Annotated in this window: 16 protein-coding genes and 1 other annotated feature; of the genes, 6 read left to right on the forward strand and 10 right to left on the reverse strand. The window is 43.2% G+C overall.

The window, feature by feature from the left end:
• Positions 1-61: 61 nt before the first annotated feature.
• Positions 62-1,324 carry a tyrosine--tRNA ligase gene (gene tyrS, locus ACIFOD_RS06640; RefSeq protein WP_430314001.1) on the reverse strand — a complete coding sequence of 421 codons (1,263 nt, stop codon included), beginning with the start codon at positions 1,322-1,324 and terminating at the stop codon, positions 62-64.
• 52 nt (positions 1,325-1,376) lie between these two features.
• Positions 1,377-1,586 (reverse strand) — a binding site (T-box leader).
• 188 nt (positions 1,587-1,774) lie between these two features.
• Here tyrS and ACIFOD_RS06645 point away from each other — a divergent pair.
• A complete protein-coding gene (locus ACIFOD_RS06645; RefSeq protein WP_430314002.1) occupies positions 1,775-4,723 on the forward strand; it encodes a transglycosylase domain-containing protein in 2,949 nt (982 codons plus the stop codon).
• Positions 4,724-4,854: 131 nt separating this feature from the next.
• On the opposite strand, the gene acsA is transcribed toward ACIFOD_RS06645, so the two are convergent.
• The gene (gene acsA, locus ACIFOD_RS06650) at positions 4,855-6,573 is read right to left on the reverse strand and encodes an acetate--CoA ligase (protein ID WP_397551832.1); all 1,719 of its coding nucleotides are present in this window, start codon (positions 6,571-6,573) and stop codon (positions 4,855-4,857) included.
• Positions 6,574-6,826: 253 nt separating this feature from the next.
• On the opposite strand from acsA, the gene ACIFOD_RS06655 reads away from it, so the two are divergent.
• From ACIFOD_RS06655 to ACIFOD_RS06665, 3 genes are read left to right on the forward strand one after another with little or no spacing between them, the layout of a single operon-like run.
• Positions 6,827-7,459, forward strand: a complete 633-nt coding sequence (locus tag ACIFOD_RS06655) for a GNAT family N-acetyltransferase (protein WP_113969775.1) — start codon at positions 6,827-6,829, stop codon at positions 7,457-7,459.
• Positions 7,460-7,495: 36 nt separating this feature from the next.
• Positions 7,496-8,143 (forward strand): acetoin utilization AcuB family protein, encoded by a 648-nt coding sequence (locus ACIFOD_RS06660; protein ID WP_397551830.1) that lies wholly within the window; start codon positions 7,496-7,498, stop codon positions 8,141-8,143.
• Positions 8,140-9,315: an acetoin utilization protein AcuC gene (locus ACIFOD_RS06665; protein WP_113969777.1), complete on the forward strand. Its 1,176-nt coding sequence runs from the start codon at positions 8,140-8,142 to the stop codon at positions 9,313-9,315. Before ACIFOD_RS06660 ends, ACIFOD_RS06665 begins: the two co-directional genes overlap by 4 nt.
• 108 nt (positions 9,316-9,423) lie before the next feature.
• Here ACIFOD_RS06665 and motS read toward each other — a convergent pair whose 3' ends face one another.
• The 4 genes from motS to ACIFOD_RS06685 form a co-directional block, all read right to left on the reverse strand.
• Positions 9,424-10,161: a flagellar motor protein MotS gene (gene motS, locus ACIFOD_RS06670; RefSeq protein ID WP_430314003.1), complete on the reverse strand. Its 738-nt coding sequence runs from the start codon at positions 10,159-10,161 to the stop codon at positions 9,424-9,426.
• Complete coding sequence (gene motP / locus ACIFOD_RS06675; protein ID WP_397551828.1) at positions 10,151-10,966, reverse strand: flagellar motor protein MotP; 816 nt, start codon at positions 10,964-10,966, stop codon at positions 10,151-10,153. Before motP ends, motS begins: the two co-directional genes overlap by 11 nt.
• Positions 10,967-11,026: 60 nt before the next feature.
• A complete protein-coding gene (ccpA, locus tag ACIFOD_RS06680) occupies positions 11,027-12,025 on the reverse strand; it encodes a catabolite control protein A (RefSeq protein ID WP_430314004.1) in 999 nt (332 codons plus the stop codon).
• 517 nt (positions 12,026-12,542) lie between these two features.
• Positions 12,543-13,619: a bifunctional 3-deoxy-7-phosphoheptulonate synthase/chorismate mutase gene (locus tag ACIFOD_RS06685; protein WP_113969781.1), complete on the reverse strand. Its 1,077-nt coding sequence runs from the start codon at positions 13,617-13,619 to the stop codon at positions 12,543-12,545.
• A 204-nt stretch (positions 13,620-13,823) separates the two neighbouring features.
• Between ACIFOD_RS06685 and ACIFOD_RS06690 the strand changes: the two genes are divergently transcribed.
• Positions 13,824-15,977 carry a cell division FtsA domain-containing protein gene (locus ACIFOD_RS06690; protein WP_430314005.1) on the forward strand — a complete coding sequence of 718 codons (2,154 nt, stop codon included), beginning with the start codon at positions 13,824-13,826 and terminating at the stop codon, positions 15,975-15,977.
• A 55-nt stretch (positions 15,978-16,032) separates the two neighbouring features.
• On the opposite strand, the gene ACIFOD_RS06695 is transcribed toward ACIFOD_RS06690, so the two are convergent.
• From ACIFOD_RS06695 to ACIFOD_RS06710, 4 genes are all read right to left on the reverse strand, one after another.
• Positions 16,033-16,617 (reverse strand): YtxH domain-containing protein, encoded by a 585-nt coding sequence (locus tag ACIFOD_RS06695; protein WP_430314006.1) that lies wholly within the window; start codon positions 16,615-16,617, stop codon positions 16,033-16,035.
• Positions 16,618-17,439: 822 nt separating this feature from the next.
• Positions 17,440-17,754, reverse strand: a complete 315-nt coding sequence (gene ytxJ / locus ACIFOD_RS06700) for a bacillithiol system redox-active protein YtxJ (RefSeq protein WP_430314007.1) — start codon at positions 17,752-17,754, stop codon at positions 17,440-17,442.
• A gap of 131 nt (positions 17,755-17,885) precedes the next feature.
• Positions 17,886-18,374: a YtxH domain-containing protein gene (locus ACIFOD_RS06705; RefSeq protein WP_428976615.1), complete on the reverse strand. Its 489-nt coding sequence runs from the start codon at positions 18,372-18,374 to the stop codon at positions 17,886-17,888.
• A gap of 17 nt (positions 18,375-18,391) precedes the next feature.
• On the reverse strand, positions 18,392-18,904 hold the full coding sequence (locus ACIFOD_RS06710) for a DUF948 domain-containing protein (RefSeq protein WP_148970968.1): 513 nt from the start codon (positions 18,902-18,904) through the stop codon (positions 18,392-18,394).
• Positions 18,905-19,109: 205 nt separating this feature from the next.
• Between ACIFOD_RS06710 and ACIFOD_RS06715 the strand changes: the two genes are divergently transcribed.
• Entirely contained in the window at positions 19,110-20,225 is a 1,116-nt protein-coding gene (locus ACIFOD_RS06715; protein ID WP_397551821.1) for an aminopeptidase, read from the forward strand.
• Positions 20,226-20,412 lie beyond the last annotated feature (187 nt).

Genomic DNA, 20,412 nt, shown 5'->3' on the forward strand with positions numbered 1-20,412 from the left:
AGCACGGTACCCGCTCCACAAAAGAGAAACGGATACCGCACTGTCAGATTCAATACTAGTATTATACGTACTGAATTCTAAAATATTTCTTCTTTCCACGGCGAATGATGGTAAATTGTCCTTCGATCATATCTTTTTCATCCATCACATGTTGAAGGTCTGTTACACGTTCACCGTTAAGGTATACTGCACCATTTCCGACATCTTCACGAGCCTGTCGCTTGGATGGTGAGATTTTTGCATTTACAAGAAGGTCGATCAATCCGATCTCTTCTCCTTTAGCCTGTTCGAATGATGGAACATCTTTGAATCCTTCTAGAATTTCAGAAGCCGATAAAGATTTGATCTCACCACTGAATAATGCTTGTGTAATGCGGATGGCTTGATCAAGAGCTTCTTCACCATGAATCAGTTTTGTCATTTCTTCAGCCAGTGCCTTTTGCGCCTTACGAAGATGAGGTTCCGTTTCAACAGACTGTGCCAGAGCATCGATCTCTTCGTGTGAAAGGAATGTAAAGTATTTCAGGTATTTCACGACATCTGCATCGGCTGCGTTGATCCAGAACTGGTAGAACTCGTAAGGAGACGTCTTTTTCGCATCCAACCAAATTGCTCCACTTTCAGTTTTACCGAATTTACTTCCATCTGCTTTCGTTACAAGTGGAATCGTGAAACCGAACGCCTTCGTTTCTTCTTCATGGGTACGCCTGATCAGCTCAAGGCCAGTCGTGATATTCCCCCACTGATCACTGCCTCCGATTTGAAGCTTACAATTGTAGTTGTCGTATAAATGATTGAAGTCCAGTGCCTGCAGAATGGTGTACGTAAATTCAGTGAACGAAATACCTGATTCCAGGCGTGACGCGATTGTATCTTTTGCCAGCATGTAATTCACACCCACATGCTTACCGAAATCACGAAGGAATGTGACAACATCCATCGCTCCGATCCAGTCATAGTTATTCACCATTACTGCACCATTTTCCCCTTCGAAATCAAAGATGCTTTCCAACTGCACTTTAATGCTCGCCACATTCCCCTGAATCGCTTCAATTGTCTGCAGTTTACGCTCTTCATTTTTACCGCTCGGATCACCGATCAATCCGGTTGCCCCTCCCACTAGTACAAGTGGACGATGCCCTTGATTCTGGAAGCGTCTCAATGTTAAAAATGGAAGGAGATGCCCGATATGCATACTGTCTGCTGTCGGATCAATCCCGCAGTAAATGGAGATACTCTCTTTATTCAACAGGCCCTTCAACCCTTCAGCGTCCGTTTGTTGATACGTGATTCCACGCCATTCCAAGTCCTTTATCAAATCCATGTTATTTCCTCCTTTTTTGTAAAACAAGACAACAAAAAAGTCCCTGCATAAATGCAGGGACGCTGTCGCGCGGTACCACCCAAATTAAGGAATTACATCCTTCACTCATTAAAGATAACGGCTTTAACCGTTTGCTGCTACTAAAGGTTCACAGCAAAAGCTCCAGGATGTAATTCATCTGCCATTTGTGTCAGTTCACAGCAACCACTGACTCTCTTTATAACAGGGAAGGCAGACTACTTGTTCCTCTCATTGCGATCACACGTTCATTTTTTTGTAAGTAAATCCGACTGTAAGTCAGATTGTCATTCTATTCGTTATATAAGGTTTTTACCATATTCTCAAATAATAGTCAACTAAATGCCTGATAAAAGACCCTTTTCTTTGACTTTTTACGACAGCCTTCCTGTAAATATGCTATAATGGGAATGTTCTGGGGGGAATGATTATATGAAGGAAAAATGGAACATATTACTCGAAAAACTAGACCCTGCAATCAGGTTCTTTTCAAATACTGGAGTTCAAAAACGAGCAAGAATTACATACGGAGTATTTTGGAACCTATCCTTGATCCTTTTGGTACTATTTGTATTAGGTTTTGTATTTGCAGGAGGAGTTGGAGCGGGATATTTCGCTTCTCTCGTGAAGGAAGAACCGATACGTCCTTATGACCAAATGAAAAAGGATATTTACAATTACGAAGAAACGTCGAAGCTTTACTTCGCCAATGATGTATATTTGGGGAAATTCCGAACAGACTTAGAGCGCGAAGAAGTGAAGCTTGAAGATGTTTCAGAAGATCTGCGAAATGCTGTTATTGCCACGGAAGATGAATACTTCAAAGAACATAACGGTGTCGTACCGAAAGCGATCATGCGTGCCGTACTTCAGGAATTCACCAATTCCTCCACTCAATCAGGTGGAAGTACACTCACACAACAGCTAATCAAAAACCAAATATTGACGAATGAAGTATCGTTTGAAAGAAAAGCAAAGGAAATACTCCTCGCCCTTCGCTTGGAACGTTTCTTTGAAAAGGACGAAATTCTGGAAGCGTACTTGAATGTAGCGACACTTGGACGTAATTCTTCCGGTCGGAATATCGCCGGGGTCCAATCTGCTGCCCAAGGGATATTCGGAGTGGATGCCAAGGACTTAACCTTGCCTCAATCTGCGTTCATTGCAGGACTTCCACAAGCTCCATTCTCTTACACTCCCTTTACGAATAGTGGGGAAATGAAAGAGAACCTGGAAGCCGGAATGAGCCGTAAAGACACAGTACTCTACAGAATGCACCGAGAAGGATATATTACAAAGAAAGAGTACGGTGAAGCCGTTGCTTATGATCTATCGAAAGATTTCATCAAGCCTAAACCATCACCGAGTGAACAGTATCCTTGGCTGACTGCCGAACTTGAAAGCAGGGCAGTGGATATCATGACGGATGTACTTGCCGAAAAAGACGGCTATTCAAAACAGGATCTTGAAAATAATGATGAACTGGAAGAAAAGTACCGAACCCTCGCGGACCGCAATGTCCGTCAAAGCGGTTATCAGATTCACTCAACCATCAATAAAAAAATCTATGATCAAATGCAAAAGACTAAAGATGCCTACGAAATGTATGGACCTTCTAAATATGTATCGGCAACTGACCCTGAAACAGGAGAAGAAGTGGAAGTACAGGAACCGGTTCAGGTCGGAGCGATCATGATTGAAAATAAAACGGGACGCATCATCAGTTTCATCGGCGGACGTGACTTTAAAACAGAACAAATCAACCACGCCACCCAGTCCCTGAGATCAAACGGTTCTACCATGAAGCCATTACTTGCATATGCACCGGCACTGGAATACGGATACATTTCACCTGGATCCCCTATTCCTGACGTTGGTGTAAACATCAATGGCTGGACGCCTGAAAACTACTCGCTTAATGAACGTGGACTTTTCCCTGCAAGACATGCACTGGCAGAATCATTGAACTTACCTGCTGTAAGAACATATGCCAACATCTATAACCGAAATCCATTTAAAGAATTCCTTCTGAAGATGGGCTTTTCATCACTAACCAGCCGATATGACAATAACCTGTCACTTGCACTCGGAGCCACTACAAGTGGTGTAACAGTCGAAGAAAATGTAAATGCCTATACTACTTTTGCTAATGGCGGGAAATTCATAGATGCCTACATGATCGATAAAATTGTCGATCAAGATGGCAATGTGGTATTCGAACATAAAGTAGAACCGGTGGATGTATTCAGTCCGCAGACTGCTTACCTTGCCATCGATATGATGAGGGATACCCTGGATCATTCACTAGGTACGGGACGTTATGCGAAGAAATTCCTGAACTTTGGTTCTGACTGGGCCGGGAAATCCGGAACGAGTCAGGAATACAAGGATCACTGGTTTGTCGCATCCAATCCGAGCATTACATTCGGAACGTGGTTTGGATATGACACACCTTCTTCCTTAAATACACCGGGATCCCGGGCACAGTATGGACATTATGGATTACGTAATATCCGTTTATGGTCCTACTTATTGAATGACACGAGGGACTTGGCTCCTGAGCTGATTGATCCCGATGCACAATTCCAGCAGCCGGAAGGTGTTGTAAGAAGATCCTTCTGCTCGATTTCGGGATTGCTGCCATCAGAAGCATGCAGTCAGGCCGGGTTAGTGAAAAGTGACTTATTCAACGCTAAATATGTACCGACCAAAACCGATGACAGCTTACTCATGAGCCGCTATGTCATGGTAAACGGAAAGAAATATTTAGCTCTGCCTAATACGCCGGAAGAATTTTCACAGCCGGGAGTGATCTTGAATCCTGACTTTGTGAAGAATGTATTTGGTTCTGTACCTGGAGATCCAAACAAACTCATTCCGGAAGGTGACAATCGATTCAAAAATGTTCTGATTGCAGAAAACAAAATTTCAGACGATGGAGCAGCTCCAGGGACGGTAAGAGCAAGTGCCAATGGTAATACCATCACTTGGACCCCGTCTGCAAGCGGAGATGTCGTTGGATATCGTGTATATAGTAAATCCGGCGGCAAAGTCGGCAGTGTCAATTCTGGCGGGAGTTATTCAGTTTCCGTTGGAAATGGTGATTTCTATGTGGTTGCCGTTGATGTAGCCGGTAAACAATCTGCATCTTCCAACACTGTACAAATCGGAAAACCAGAGCCAAAACCGGAACCGAAGCCTGAGAAGCCGGCAACGGATCCGAAACCGCCTGGTGATAAACCGGCCGATCCTCCCCCTAAACCAGACAAGCCTGAGCCACCACCGCCAGCTGATGATGGCGGCGGTGATGGCGGAGGCGGTGACGATGGCGGCGGAACCGAGCCACCTGCTGAGCCTGAGCCACCTGCTGAGGAGAACTAGTTAACAAGTTAAAAAACGAGCGAAAAGTGTTTACTTTTCGCTCGTTTTTTTGATGAATGCAAATTTCACATCCCTCCAAAAAAGTAATCACAAAAAAACCCCCACTTCACGAGCGGGGGTTCTTCCAACTATTAATCTTCCATTGTACTTAAATCACCGGTAGGCAGGTCTAACTCCCATGCCTTCAATACTCGGCGCATGATTTTTCCGCTTCTTGTCTTTGGAAGTTTGTCTCGGAATTCGATTTCTCTAGGGGCCGCATGGGCAGCCAATCCTTTTTTCACGAATTGACGAATCTCTTCTTTCAGCTCATCTGTCACTTCGTAGCCGTCGCGAAGAGCGATAAACGCTTTGATGATTTCGCCGCGAACCGGATCAGGTTTCCCAATGACACCTGCTTCGGCGACTGCCGGATGTTCTACAAGCTTGCTTTCTACCTCAAACGGACCTACTCGTTCCCCGGACGTCATGATGACATCATCAATCCGGCCCTGGAACCAGAAATAACCGTCTTCATCCATATAAGCTGAATCTCCTGAAACATACCAGTCGCCAGGCATGAAGTATGAGTCATACTTCTGTGGATTATTCCAGATCTGGTTCATCATGGATGGCCAGCCTTTTTTGATCGCTAAGTTCCCCATACGGTAAGGAGGCACTTCGTTTCCTTGATCATCCACAATCGCCGCTTTCACTCCCGGGAATGGTTTCCCCATGGATCCCGGTTTGATTTCCAAGCTCGGATAGTTACAGATCAATTGACCGCCTGTTTCAGTCATCCACCAAGTATCATGGATGCGCAGGTTGAATACTTTCATTCCCCAGCGGACAACCTCAGGGTTTAAAGGCTCTCCTACGCTCAGGATATGACGAAGGGAGCTTAAGTCGAATTGTTTCACTACTTCATCACCGGCACCCATCAACATCCTGAAGGCCGTTGGAGCACTGTACCAGACCGTCACCCCATAATCTTCAATCGTTTGATACCAGTTCTCCGGCTTGAAGCGTCCCCCTACAATGACGTTCGAGGCACCTGTCAGCCACGGACCGAAGATTCCATACGAAGTCCCTGTGACCCAGCCCGGATCCGCTGTGCACCAATACACATCCTCTTCCTGAAGGTCGAGCACCCACTTGGAAGTTTGATAATGTTGGATCATAGCGTTATGGACATGAAGGACCCCTTTTGGTTTACCGGTGGACCCTGATGTATAATGAAGGATCAACCCATCGTTCCGGTCTACCCATTCTACTTGCAATTTATTGCTCGCTTCAGCAAATTTAGTCATAAAGTCTACATGGACATCGTCCTCCTGTACATCTTCTCCAATTAAGAAAACATGCTTTAGGTTCGGAAGTTCACTTACGGGAACCCTCTTCAATAGCTCGGGAGTTGTGATCAGTACCTTTGCTTCACTATCCTCTAAACGATCACGAACGGCTCCCTCCATGAATGCTTCAAACAGTGGACCGACGATGGCACCCAGTTTGATTGCACCTAATACGGAGAAATACAGTTCCGGTGATCTCGGCATGAAGATGAAGACACGGTCACCTTTTTCAACATCCCCAAAACGTTTCAATACATTTCCTGCTTTGTTCGACATCTTCTTCATATCAGAGTACGTATATTTTTCATCACGTTCTGCATCTCGGTAATAAAGAGCGACTTTATTTTTCCTGAAAGATACTGCATGTCGGTCGATCGCTTCATGAGCCAGATTGACTCGTCCTGTTTCCGCCCATGAAAATTCTTTTTCGACATCTTTCCAATCAAATGATTCATACGTATTTTCATAGCTTTCAAGATTATAGTTTCCCTTAGTTACTGGTAACGCTTCCACTTTCATATACCGCATCCCCCTTATGTAAGAAATTACAATCTTATTATAGTATAAATTTAATATTTTCTCAATTTTTTAAAAAATCTGCCTAAAAGTACTCTTTGGTGTATTTCTTATAAAAACTCTTCAAACCCTTGTTCCAGATAGGTATTGCAGAATAATTTCCTTGCTTCAAACGTCTGAAAATTTTGTGAAAGCGCTATACATTTATCAATTTCATGTATAATGGACTTGAGGAATATCTTTAGGTGGTGTCCAGATGAAATTGAAAAAAACCTATAATGCAACAGAATTGAAAACAACAAAGGGAAATATCATTATTGAAGGCCCTATTTCCGCTGAAGAATTAGCCAGGCTTGACTTTCACGAGGACTTGGTCGCTTTCAGGCCCCCTGCCCAGCAGCATAAAGCCCTTGTAGAGATTGCGAGTTTACCAGAAGGCCGAATCCTGATTGCGAGAGATAATCATACGATTGTTGGATATGTTACATATTTATATCCAGATCCCCTTGAACGCTGGTCTCAAGGAAAAATGGATAATCTGATCGAGCTTGGAGCAATCGAAGTCATCCCCAAATTCCGCGGGGCTTCCGTCGGAAAGAATCTATTAAAGGTTTCCATGATGGATGATTATATGAATGACTACATCGTCATTACGACTGAATATTATTGGCATTGGGATTTAAAAGGGACTGGCCTGAACGTGTGGGAATATCGTAAAGTGATGGAAAAAATGATGAACGCCGGCGGATTGGAATATTACGCAACGGATGACCCTGAAATCAGTTCCCATCCAGCTAATTGTTTAATGGCGAGAATCGGTACCAGAGTGGACCCGGATTCCATCCAACGATTTGATCAACTGAGGTTTATGAATCGTTTTATGTATTAATGGAATTCTGACAAGTTTTCTAAAGGGGTGGAGAACGTGATTGTAGAAGAAATTATGAAAACGAAAGTCGAAACATTAAAGGCAGACGATACAATTGAAACAGCCATAAAATTAATGCGGGAAAAAAAGATCAAGCATATCCCGATTACCAATCGTGATATGGAAGTGATCGGGATCGTGAGTGACCGTGATGTAAAAGATGGGACCCCATCTATTTTTCATGATGAGTCCTCAACCAGTGAATTGCAGAATCCGCTTAAATTGATCATGAAGAAAGATGTCATCACAGGTCATCCACTGGATTTTGTCGAAGAGGTTGCGGCACTCTTTTATGAGCACCGGATCAGCTGCCTTCCTATTTTGAAGGAAAAGAAGCTCGTTGGAATCATTACTGAAACAGACCTGTTGTACACTCTCATTCAACTGACGGGAGCCCACCAACCCGGCTCTCAAATCGAAGTGAAAGTCCCGCATAAAGCGGGAATACTTTACGAGGTAGCCGGTATCATCAGAAGGAATAACTCCAATATTCAAAGTGTACTCGTGTATCCGGATAAAAAGGACGAACAGTATAAAATCCTTGTGTTCCGAGTAAGAACGATGAATCCGATGAATGTGATCAATGATCTGAAGAAAGAAGGATATGACGTGTTATGGCCAAACATGCCAGGAATCTCATCATGACCAAGGATGCTGTTTTCATCTATTCAGACGAACTCCTCGGGTATCGGTTCTCTGATGAGCATCCCTTCAATCAAACCCGGTTGACCCTGACGATGGACTTACTCAAAGAAGCAAACGCTCTTCAATCAGATGAAATCGTTCCACCACGAATGGCTACCGATGAAGAGTTATTTCTTAATCACGATCCCAACTATGTAAGCGCCGTCAAACGAGCGAGTGTCGGCCAACTCTCTCAAGATCAGGCAGAAGGGTTTGGAATTGGTACAGAAGATACACCGATGTTTCAAGGAATGCATGAAGCGAGTGCTTATTTGGTAGGCGGTACGTTAACGGCCGTTGATCTTGTCATGACAGGAAAAGCGAAGCATGCCCTCCATCTCGGCGGTGGTCTGCATCATGGTTTCAAAGGAAAAGCATCAGGATTCTGTATTTATAACGACAGTTCGGTGGCGATCCGCTACTTGCAGGAAAAGTACGGGGCCCGGGTCCTATACGTCGATACAGATGCTCATCACGGAGATGGCGTTCAGTGGTCCTTTTATGATGATCCCGACGTGTGTACCCTTTCCATCCATGAGACGGGTCGTTACCTCTTCCCAGGGACAGGCAATATTAATGAGCGCGGTCACGGAAAAGGATATGGGTATTCGTTCAATATCCCCCTCGATGCCTTTACAGAGGATGAATCGTGGCTCGAAGCTTACGAAACGTCCTTTCGTGAAGTGATTGAATTCTTCAAGCCGGACGTCATATTGACTCAAAACGGGGCAGATGCCCATTATTATGATCCACTCACCCACCTTTCGGCTACCATGAATATATACCGGGAAATCCCACGTATCGCCCACGAGTTGGCTCATGAGTACTGCGGGGGCAAATGGATTGCCGTTGGAGGCGGGGGCTACGACATTTGGAGAGTGGTTCCGAGAGCCTGGGCGCTGATTTGGATGCAAATGACCGATCGATTGGACCGCACCTCTTCATTCCCTGCTAAATGGACAGAACGCTGGCAAAGTAAAGCAGGGGTCACCCTGCCATCTGAATGGTGGGATAGACCTGACATTTACAAGCCGATCCCGAGAAAAGGCGAAATCACGGAGAAAAACAAACAAACCGTGGAGAAAGCCCTATACTCCATCCGGCAGCAGCTCAGGCAAAAACCTGGTAGCTAAAGCGTAGGGGGCAGATGCGATAAACATTATGCCCCATCTACATACAGGACCCCATCGATTCAATAAAAAAACCAAGGTACTCTCATCACATTGAGAAGTCCTTGGTTTTTATTGTTCCTCATATGCAGGATCTGTTATGATCACTTCCACACGCCTGTTCTTTTGAAGATTTTCCCTTGTGTCATTAGGTGCAATGGGTCGTGTGTCCCCATATCCGACGGCAATGAAACGCTTCGGATCTAAGTTCTCGGTTTGAACGAGATATCGGATCACACTGCTTGCCCTTGCAGAGGAGAGCTCCCAGTTTGATGGAAACCGATATGTACCGATGGGACGATTATCTGTATGTCCCTCCACTTTCACGAAGTTTGGGATTCTCGATAAGAGATCGCCCACTTTATTTAAGAACGGATAAGCGTCCTCAAGGACCGTTGCTTCACCTGAAGCAAACAGGGCTTGCTCCTGTAGGACCAGCACGAGTCCACGCTCGGTTCTTGTGGCCACTACAACGTCACTTAGTTTGTTTTCATTTAAGTAGCTTTGAATATCGGCTAAAAGTTGATTCAACTCTTTATTGGTTCCCTCACTGTTCTGAGGCTGAGTTTTCTCCTTCTCCATTTCAGGCTCGGCAGAGGGATTCTCGAATGGGATGACAGAAGGATAAAACTCGAGTATTTGACGCTGCTGAAAGGAATCTGCGATGGTCCTGAATTTCACGATATCAATTTGAGACATGGAAAATAGTAAAATAAAGAATACGAGAATAAGAGTAATGAGATCAGAAAAGGTTACCATCCATTTCGGTGCACCCGTGGGCTGAGACGCTTGTCTTCGTCTACGCTTCATCGAGTGTTGCCTCCTCTTGTTTCCTGCTGAAGTACATTTCCAGTTCCTCATTGGATAAGAACACTCTTAATTTCTCTTCCAATATTTTCGGATTTTGACCGGATTGTACCCCAACGACACCTTCTATCACGATTTGTTTCATAAACACTTCTTTTTCTGTTTTCATCGCTAATTTTGATGCCATAGGTAAGAAGACAAGATTTGCAAGAATCGATCCATATAGAGTCGTTAATAAGGCGATGGCCATATTAGGTCCTAATGACGCTGGGTCATTTAAATTCTTCAGCATCAGTACGAGACCAATCAAGGTGCCGATCATCCCCCAGGCAGGCGCATACTCCCCAGCCTTATCCAGTAAACTTTTATTTTTACGATGCCGCTCTTCTAAAGCGATGATCTCGGCATTCATGATATCGACAATCACGTCCTGCTCAATTCCATCGACGGCTAACAGGACTCCCTTTCGAATGAAAGGATCCTCGACCTCTTCCACTTCCGCCTCTAATGCGAGAAGACCTTCACGCCTGGCTTTTTCTGATAGCGTCACAAACGTGCGAATGAGGCCTTGAAGATCGTATTCCTCGTCACGAAAGGATTCTCTCATCACTTTCCCCAATTGCTTCAATTCCTTAATAGAGAAGCTGACCAGCATGGCAGCGATCAAACCGCCTATCACAACAAACATGGACGGCAGATCTACGAAGGAACTGAAGCCTGTAATACCAGCATTCGTAATGATGGCGAAAGCGACGAATAGAAACCCAACTACAACCCCGATCGGTGTAAGAACATCAAGCTTTTTCATTTTGACTCTCCCTACAAAAATAAGTTCTGTTTGTCTTTACCTTTTATATCGACAAACTTCTTATTTTGTTGAGTTCCGATGTTCAAGTCGATGAGGAAGAACAACTGTGGATTCTTCAACCGTTTCTTTGTTCATATATTTCGTTAATAATCTCATCGCCACAGCCCCGATATCATATAAAGGCTGAACAACGGAGGTTAACTGTGGTCTAACCATAAGCGCCAGTCTTGTGTTATCAAAGCTGATTACTTCAACTTCATCAGGAATGGACACGTTTTGATCCTGAGCACCGTGAACGACTCCAAGGGCCGTCTCATCATTTCCGACGAATATAGCGGTCGGCTTGTCCCCAAGCTCAGAAAACTTCTGCCACGCTTCAAGTCCTGAGTCATACGTGTACTCACCTTCAACAACCAGGTCGTCACTATATTCCACTCCCGCTTTAGCGAGGGCTTCGCGATACCCTTCTAATTTAAACTTCATGTTGATTGTATCGTGGAAAGGACCGCTTACAAATCCGATACGCTTATGTCCTTTTTCCAACAATTCCGAAACAGCATCGTAGGAAGCCGCTTTGTAGTCGATATTAACTGAAGGAACCTTGTTTGTTTCTTCCACTGCTCCAGCTAATACGATTGGAACCGGGGAACGCTCGAATTCCTGAACGTGCTCCTCGGAGATGTGCCCGCCAAGGAACAGGATTCCGTCCACTTGTTTACCAAGCATCGTGTTGAGAAGATGAAGTTCCTTCTCCACATTTTGATCCGAGTTACTTAAGATAATATTGTACTTGTACATCGTTGCGATATCTTCGATTCCACGTGCCAATTCAGCATAGAAAATATTAGAAATATCCGGAATGATGACTCCGACCGTTGTTGTTTTCTTACTTGCAAGTCCCCTTGCTACAGCATTTGGACGGTATCCAAGGCGGTCAATGACCTCCAGTACTTTCTTTCTTGTTGCCGGCTTAACATTGGGATTTCCGTTGACCACACGTGAAACGGTTGCCATGGAAACATTTGCTTCTCTTGCTACATCATATATTGTAACGTTCATAGCTAACTCTCCTTTACTCTTCTACTCATTTATTTATCTTATTTTACACTAAATAAACCTAAAGAAAAAAGCGATTACAATAGTTTGTTAAAAAATGCACATATTTATATTCACGTTAGTGTTTTTTCAATGTATATAGGTTATTTATCTGCAATTACCTTGATAATCATACGACAGTCTCTATATTCGTGCAACGACTCAGCCTTCGTTTGATAAAAAGTTCATTATAGCATGCAGAAAACGCGACGACCAGAATACATGCTTACTGGGTGTAGAGGATGCGTTTCGCCGATATATTTGGTTTTTCGCCGTTATAATCAGAATTTCGCCGATAAAATGAATTTTCCGCTGAAATCCTTAATAAAAATCGGTTTGGTCACCTGATATTCACTAATTATTTAAACCGTATGCTGCTCATAAATAAAAAAAACTCCAAATGACAGCAAAAAACCGTTTTAAAAATCAAAAACAAAGGGTTGAACCCCATAAATAGGATCCAACCCTTCTTTTATATATATTATACTTCGATCGTTCTTCCTTTTAACAGCTCCTGATAGAAATGATCAAATTGATCTAAATCCATTTGTTGGGCAGAATCGGATAAGGCAACGGCAGGATCAGGATGAACCTCAGCCATTACACCATCTGCACCGATGGCAAGTGCTGCTTTCGCCGTTGGAAGCAACAGATCTCTGCGTCCGGTTGAGTGCGTTACATCCACGAATACTGGCAGATGCGTTTCTTGCTTAAGAATTGGGACAGCTGAAATGTCCAATGTGTTTCTAGTCGCTTTCTCGTACGTGCGAATTCCACGCTCACAAAGGATGATGTCTCCATTTCCTTGTGAAATGATATATTCTGCAGCGTTGATGAATTCATCGATCGTTGCAGCTAAACCGCGTTTAAGCAATACGGGCTTCTTCACTGCTCCTGCTGCTTTTAACAGCTCGAAGTTTTGCATATTTCTCGCTCCGATTTGAATCACATCGATGTATTCCAATGCGGGTTCGATATCGGCCGGATTCACGATTTCACTGACGACAGCCAGATCATATTCATCGGCCACTTTTTTAAGAATTTTTAAGCCTTCAATGCCGAGGCCCTGGAAATCATAAGGTGATGTTCTCGGTTTGAACGCTCCGCCTCGAAGCAATTTAAGCCCTTTTGCTTTGACGGCTTTGGCCACTTCTGCTACTTGCTCGTATGATTCAACCGCACATGGACCGAAAATGAAGTGAGGCTTTCCGTCTCCAATTGAATCTCCGTTGATCGTTACAATCGTATCATCCGGTTTCTTTTTACGGGAAACCAGCAGTGCTTTACGGTGATCATCTTTTTGAAGCTCCAAACCGGCTTTAAAGATTTCTTTAAAAATATGTTCAACGGTCGAATGTTCAAATGGACCATTATTATTTTCTTTGATCAGATTAAGCATGCCTCTTTCTCGAACAGGATCATAGCGGTATACTCCTTGAGTTTCCTTGACACGCCCGATTTCCTGAACTAGTTTAGCACGTTCATTAATGGTGTCTAATAGTTTTAAGTTCATCTCGTCTACTTGTTTTCGTAATTGATCGAGCTCTTGATTACTCACAATACAGCACCCTTTCTTTTTTTATCCTGTTCATACGTAAAAACTGTTATAGTTTTAAGAAAGTATGATACATTTTTGATATTGAAACTTATTATAATAGAACATATCCAAAATGTCACGATAAAATTCTTTATTAATTAGACGCTTTTAAGCGCTAAAGTATTTAGTATTGTATGAGAATAGGCTAAAGTGGGTGAACACTAATTGAAAAATACGCAAAAAATATTTGCTTTGGACATCGGAACCCGATCGGTCGTCGGGATTATTTTAGAAGAAATAAACGGAATATTTCAAGTTTCAGATATTTTAGTAGAAGAGCATAAAAAGAGAGCCATGCTGGATGGTCAGATTCATGACGTCCCAGCAGTTGCCGAGGTCATTTCCTCCATTAAAGCACAATTGGAAAAGATACACGGCCCCCTTCATAAAGTGTGCGTTGCAGCTGCCGGAAGAGCTCTAAAAACGGAAACCGCAGCTTCCACTTTAACTATAAAAGGGAAACCACTTCTTCAAAAAAACGATATACTCCATCTCGAATTAAGCGCTGTCCAACAGGCTCAAGCATTGGCTGCAGAGAACGAAAATGATGCGAAGAGCTATCACTATTACTGTGTTGGTTATTCTGTCCTTTTTTACCGTTTGGATGGTGAGGAAATCGGCAGCCTCATCGATCAGCAGGGGGAAGAGGCCACCGTCGAGATCATCGCAACCTTCCTTCCACGTGTCGTGGTTGAATCCCTGATTGCGGCATTGAACCGGGCGGGCCTTGAAATGGAGGCCTTGACATTGGAGCCTATCGCTGCGATCAATGTGCTGATTCCAGAATCCATGAGACGACTCAATGTAGTACTTGTTGATATCGGAGCAGGAACATCCGATATCGCCATTACCAATCTGGGCACAGTCATTGCCTATGGAATGGTTCCGACAGCCGGTGATGAAATAACAGAAGCCATCAGCAATGAACTATTGCTGGATTTTCCTTTAGCCGAGCAAGCAAAAAGGGAGCTTCATTCCGGAGAGGAGATTACGGTTACCGATATTCTTGGTTTTGAAACGAGTTTCCCTGCACTGGAGGTCGTGGAGAGAATTGGTCCAGCTGTCGATCGTTTAGCCGGGGAGATTTCTAAGGAGATTCTCCGTCTGAACAATGGGAAGCCTCCACAAGCAGTCATGCTTGTAGGAGGAGGCAGCTTAACACCTGATCTGCCGGGCAAATTAGCCTCATCCTTACAACTTCCACACAACCGGGTCGCTGTAAGAGGCGTGGAGGCGATTCAGAATATCACCATATTGGATGAAGTCACGAAAGGACCCGAGCTCGTTACACCTATCGGAATCGCCATTGCCGCTAAACAGACACCTGTTCAATACGTCACAGCCCACGTGAACAATCAACCTGTCCGATTATTTGAAGTAAAGGACTTAACGGTCGGGGACTGTATATTGGCTGCGGGCTTAAAACTGAGTAAGTGGCACGGGGTTCCAGGGAATGGTTTCTTTGTAACCGTCAATGGCCAAGATATATCCTTACCAGGAGGTCACGGTCAGGCACCTCTTATTGAAAAAAACGGTCAGCCCAGTGCACTGGACGAAAACATCAATCATAACGATATGATCACTGTTCACAAAGGAGAGAACGGGACTTCACCATGTGTAACGATTGGAGATCTATTAGACACCTCTTCAAAACAGATTGTGATAGATGAGAACCCTTTTTTACTAGCTCCACTCGTCTACAGAAACGATCATCCTGCATCTCTTGAGGAAATCATTCAGGACCGTGATTCTATCCGGATCGAATTAATGGAATCACTCTTCGACGTGTTAAAGCATTCAGGGTATGAAGAATGGTTAGAGAGCACTAAGCCCTATCGTATTTCCATCAATGGTAAAGACACCTTCTTCCCTGCTTATAGTGGAAAGCTGTTCATCAACGGTTTTGAGGCGAAGCTCTCATCAAAGATTCAACAGGGCGATATCATTTCATATAAACCAGGCTTTACTCCAACGGTAAAGGAGCTTCTCGCCAAGAAACAGCTCACCACAAGGGCTACTATCACTATTACTTTTAACGGAAAGAAAGTAGAGCTTATGAAAGAGAGCAGCCGTGTTTATCGCAATGGCAATAGACTTGAAATGGATGATCATATATTTGCGGGGGATTCGATTGATCTGGAAGAACAACAAATAAGCTCATTTATTTTCCAGGACTTATTTAACACTGTGGAAATCAACATGCCTTCTCATGCTAACGGGAGCTTCGTGCTTTTGAAAAACGGAGAGGAAACCACCTTTTATGAAGAAATTCAACAGGGGGATGAACTCGAAATCGTCTGGCCTCAGTCCACACGCTGAATGAAAGAATAGCAGCAAACAACAAAAAAACTGGCATTTACGCCAGTTTTTTTGCTTATGATCCAACTTGTCCAGGTACGCTGCTCGTACGATTCGTTGGATGGATATTGTTGTTGTTATCGTTAGCCGTTGAACTCGTTGAAGTCTGTGAGCTGTTTACTGAAGAAGTCGTGTCGCCTGTCACTTCATCACTTGCTTCTTTCACTTTACCGCCTATATCCTTCAATTCCTCTGCCGCTTCCTTTGTTGTAGCGATAATTTCTGAAGAATCTTCCTTTACTTGATTCACTTGATCGATTACATCATCATTCACCTTTTCATAAAGGTTCTGTGCGTCGTTGATCGCATCCTTTAATACAGTGGAAGCCGTTTTAAGGCGATCCTGCCAGTCGTTCACAACTCCCGATGGATTCTCCCTTACCTTTGCCACCATCCCCATTGTGGAGTCCTTCACATTGGTTGTTCTGGATGAAACTCTTTTTCTCGTTGTTTTATCAAGCATAGCCAGTGCGCCGCCTACTACAGCTCCCACTACCATGCCTTTTAACAACTTACCGTTCTTCTCACCGGAAGTGCCGTTCATTGCAGTCGTATTTGTCGTATTACTTGTTTGAGTATTATAAGGTACAGTCTGTGTCATGAATCGTTCCTCCTAATTTACTTTAAATAAATTTTATTCTTATAGAGTAAATTCCCTCTATGACAGAAAATAAACACTTGGGAGGGAATTACCAAATTTTTATATAAATGCACGCATTCTTTCTGTACTCTTATAGAAAAATACATAACCTCCCTCGCCATAAAAAAAGGTTCTTTTCACAAAGATTGTTGTTCATTAACATAAGATCTGCTTGGGCTCTGTCAAATTAGTATGTGCTGGATGGTGAGGGGAACTACTTCGCTTTCCGCGGACGTTCGGCCGAGCCTCCTCAGCTTCGCTTCCGGGGTCTCGGCACGCCCGTACTTCCGCAGGAGTCTACGCAGTTCCCCTCACCATCTATAAGAAAATTTCGTGACAGAGCTTTAAAGTAACAAAAACTATCTGGAGAAAACGGAATTCGCTCTCTTACAATGAATTTTTTTAACGTGGGAGCATTGTTTGATTCATTTATTTGAAAGATAGTTCAATGATCTTCTTGATAGTTTGTTTTAGGAACAACGCTCAACAAGGTCACAATAGGAGCAATTTAGAGATTAAGTATCTATACTTATAGCATTCACAATGTAGAAGCACAGAGTGGATTGTAGCGGAAGGCACTTGACTCCTGCGGGATATAGAGGAAAGGTCGAGACCCCGCAGGGCAAAGCCCGAGGAGGCTCGACTTCCTCCCCGCGGAAAGCAAGTGCCTGGAGCGAAAAGGAACGGTCCATGTTTTCACACAAACACTAGTTCATAGCAATAATATTTACGAAAAGAGCTTTTTAAAAAAAGACCCTGCAATTAAACAGAGTCCTTTCACTTCTACAACTTATTCAATTCATTCTCAGTAATATTCCAATGTGAAGCATTCCAGCCCGGTTTTCCTTCAATAAATAAGAAGGCTTGGGGTGATTCATGCCTGATGCCGTATTTTTCGGCAATATGATTGGATAGCTCCCTTGAATCTTGAACGGCTAAATAGTAGCCTTCTTCCTCTTCATGCTTGTTCAAGAAGGACTGGTATTCGTTGAAAGCATTTGAGCTCACCGGGCAGGTTAAGCTGTGCTTCATAAAAAAGAAGCGGGAATTCGTTTCGGAAAGCTGTTCAAACTCTTGAACGGTTTCAATCTTTTGCATATCATTCATACTCCTTTACATAAAAATTTGCATTATTAGATAGCTGGAGACAGACGTGCCTCTTAGCATTTTTATTCCAACAAAAAAACGGTGAAGTAATCATATCACTTCACCGCCCTTGGAATCAATTATTATTGTTTGTATGTTTTTTCAGTTTCGTCAAATGCCTTTTTTGTTTCTTCGAGCTTTTGATTCACATCTTCTGTTTCTTCCACAGGTGTTGTATCACCCACAGCAACAGCTTGAAGTTCATCGTTTGTTTCTTGTAGCTCGTTATTATTTGAGCGGTATGTTTTCAGCTTTCCAACGACATTGTTGGATTGCTCCTGTACTGATTTTGAAAGTGCAGATGATTTTTCTTTTGCTACTGCAGCAAGCTCATTGCTCTTTTCTACAGCCGTGTCTTTCCACTGACCTGTCTTTTCTTTCAGCACGCCAGCCTGCTCATTGATATCATGACGAAGGTCTTTACCGGATTTAGGAGCCAGAAGAAGAGCTGATGCCGCCCCTACGATTCCTCCGATCAGTGTTCCGATCATGAAGTCCTTTGAATTAATGTTGTTGCTGTCGTTTGTTTGGTTCTGGTTTTGGTTCTGATTTTGATTGTACTGTTGTGTCATGTTTAAAATTCCCCTCTCTAATTGTTATAAGATCTTGCTCTTTTAATCAATTTTTCTCGAGATCGAACTTCTTTAGATGCTTGGTTTTGAACAGCTGCATCAGGTTGACTTGGCTGTTTTTCCTGTTTTTGTTTCCATTTGTCCTTTAACTCGATAAAGGCATTTCCCCACTGAACCACCTGTGATATCTTCCCTTGATTGCGTTCAAGTTCAGTTGAAATGGAAGTACTTACTTTCTTAACCGAGTTATTAAGGTTCTGGATGGAATGCCCTACATCTCTTACTGCATAAACAACAGTGTTCAGATCCTCAGATTTCTTCTGGATATCCTCAGCTAATAAATTTGTTTTATGTAGTAATTCAGTAGATTCTTTGGTTACTCCCTGAAGCTGACTCTCTAGACCCGTCAATGTCGTCGAAACACTGTCAAGGGTAGATCCTAAAGACTTCAAGGTCTTCATGACACTCATAACTAAAATAAAAAATGCAACTGCTATCACAGCCACGCTTAGATAAAGAATGATTTCCATATGCCACACCTCCATGTATAGAGATTCTTTACCCTTATCATAAACAAATAAACATTATACTAGTATTTCTTCTTTTCCCTTGAATTCTCCTGCATGAAAAAATAAAAATATTTCTTGTTTTAGCATTTCTCATTTTGTTTCTTTCATCCATTAATAAATGTTTTAGGGTACAATAAAATGGACTATATAAAAGGGGGAAGATGACTTGAAAGACCCACGCATAGAAAAACTGGCAAAAAATTTAATTCAATATTCCGTTCAGTTACAACCTGGAGAGAAAGTATTGATCGAAAACTTCGGTTTGCAGCGGGAACTGGTGACGGCACTCGTAAAAGAAGCATATGCAGCCGGGGGATACCCTTTCGTATCCATCAAGGATCACGCAGTCGACCGCGCATTATTGATGGGGGCACAAGAAGAACAATACAATATGATCGCAAGCTTCGAGGCGAATGTCATGGAGCAGGTGGATGCGTATATCGGTTTGCGTGCAGGTGATAATATTAGCGAGCAATCGGATGTACCTGACGAAAAGATGAAAATCCATGGAAATACAATCGGTAAAAAAGTACATAGAGAAATTCGCGTCCCTAAGAAAAAATGGGTCGTACTGCGCTATCCGACTTCGTCCATGGCACAGCTTGCCAATATGAGTACAGAAGGCTTCGAAGACTTCTACTTCGATGTCTGCAACCTGGACTACAGCAAAATGGACAAAGCCATGGATAACCTGGTTGAGCTCATGAACCATACGGATAAAGTCCGCCTTGTCGGAGAAGGGACGGACCTTACATTCTCAATCAAGGACATTCCTGCAGTGAAATGTGCGGGACGCCTGAACATTCCCGATGGAGAAGTATACAGTGCACCTGTAAAGGATTCAGTAAATGGAATCATTTCCTACAATACACCGTCACCTTATAATGGATTTACCTTCGAAAACGTAAAATTGACATTCAAAGAAGGTAAGATTGTAGAAGCCACTGCAAACGATACAGACCGAATCAACAAAATCTTTGATACAGATGAAGGGGCAAGGTACGTAGGTGAATTCGCCATTGGTGTGAATCCATACATCCAGCATCCGATGCAGGATATCCTCTTTGACGAAAAGATTGATGGCAGCTTCCACTTTACACCGGGCGAATGCTACGAAGAAGCGTACAATGGAAACCACTCGAATATTCACTGGGATATGGTGATGATCCAGCGTCCTGAGTATGGCGGCGGAGAAATCTATTTTGATGATGTGTTGATTCGAAAAGATGGACGGTTTGTCATTGAAGAACTTGAAGTGCTGAATCCTGAGAATTTGAAATAAATTTGATAAAACCACCGTCAAGATTTATGACGGTGGTTTTTTGTGTCTGATAACTTGCCTGTTGAATTCTTGCTCACATCCACCTGTTAAATTTCATGCTAATTTTAACTGCTGAATTCCCCTCATTTTTTAACAGGCCGAAAATCGGAAACCTCAAAACAAAAAAAACCGGCTCCCTTAAGAACCG

It is taken from the genome of Rossellomorea sp. NRS-1567 (genome assembly GCF_050467885.1).
GTDB lineage: Bacteria > Bacillota > Bacilli > Bacillales > Bacillaceae_B > Rossellomorea > Rossellomorea aquimaris_C.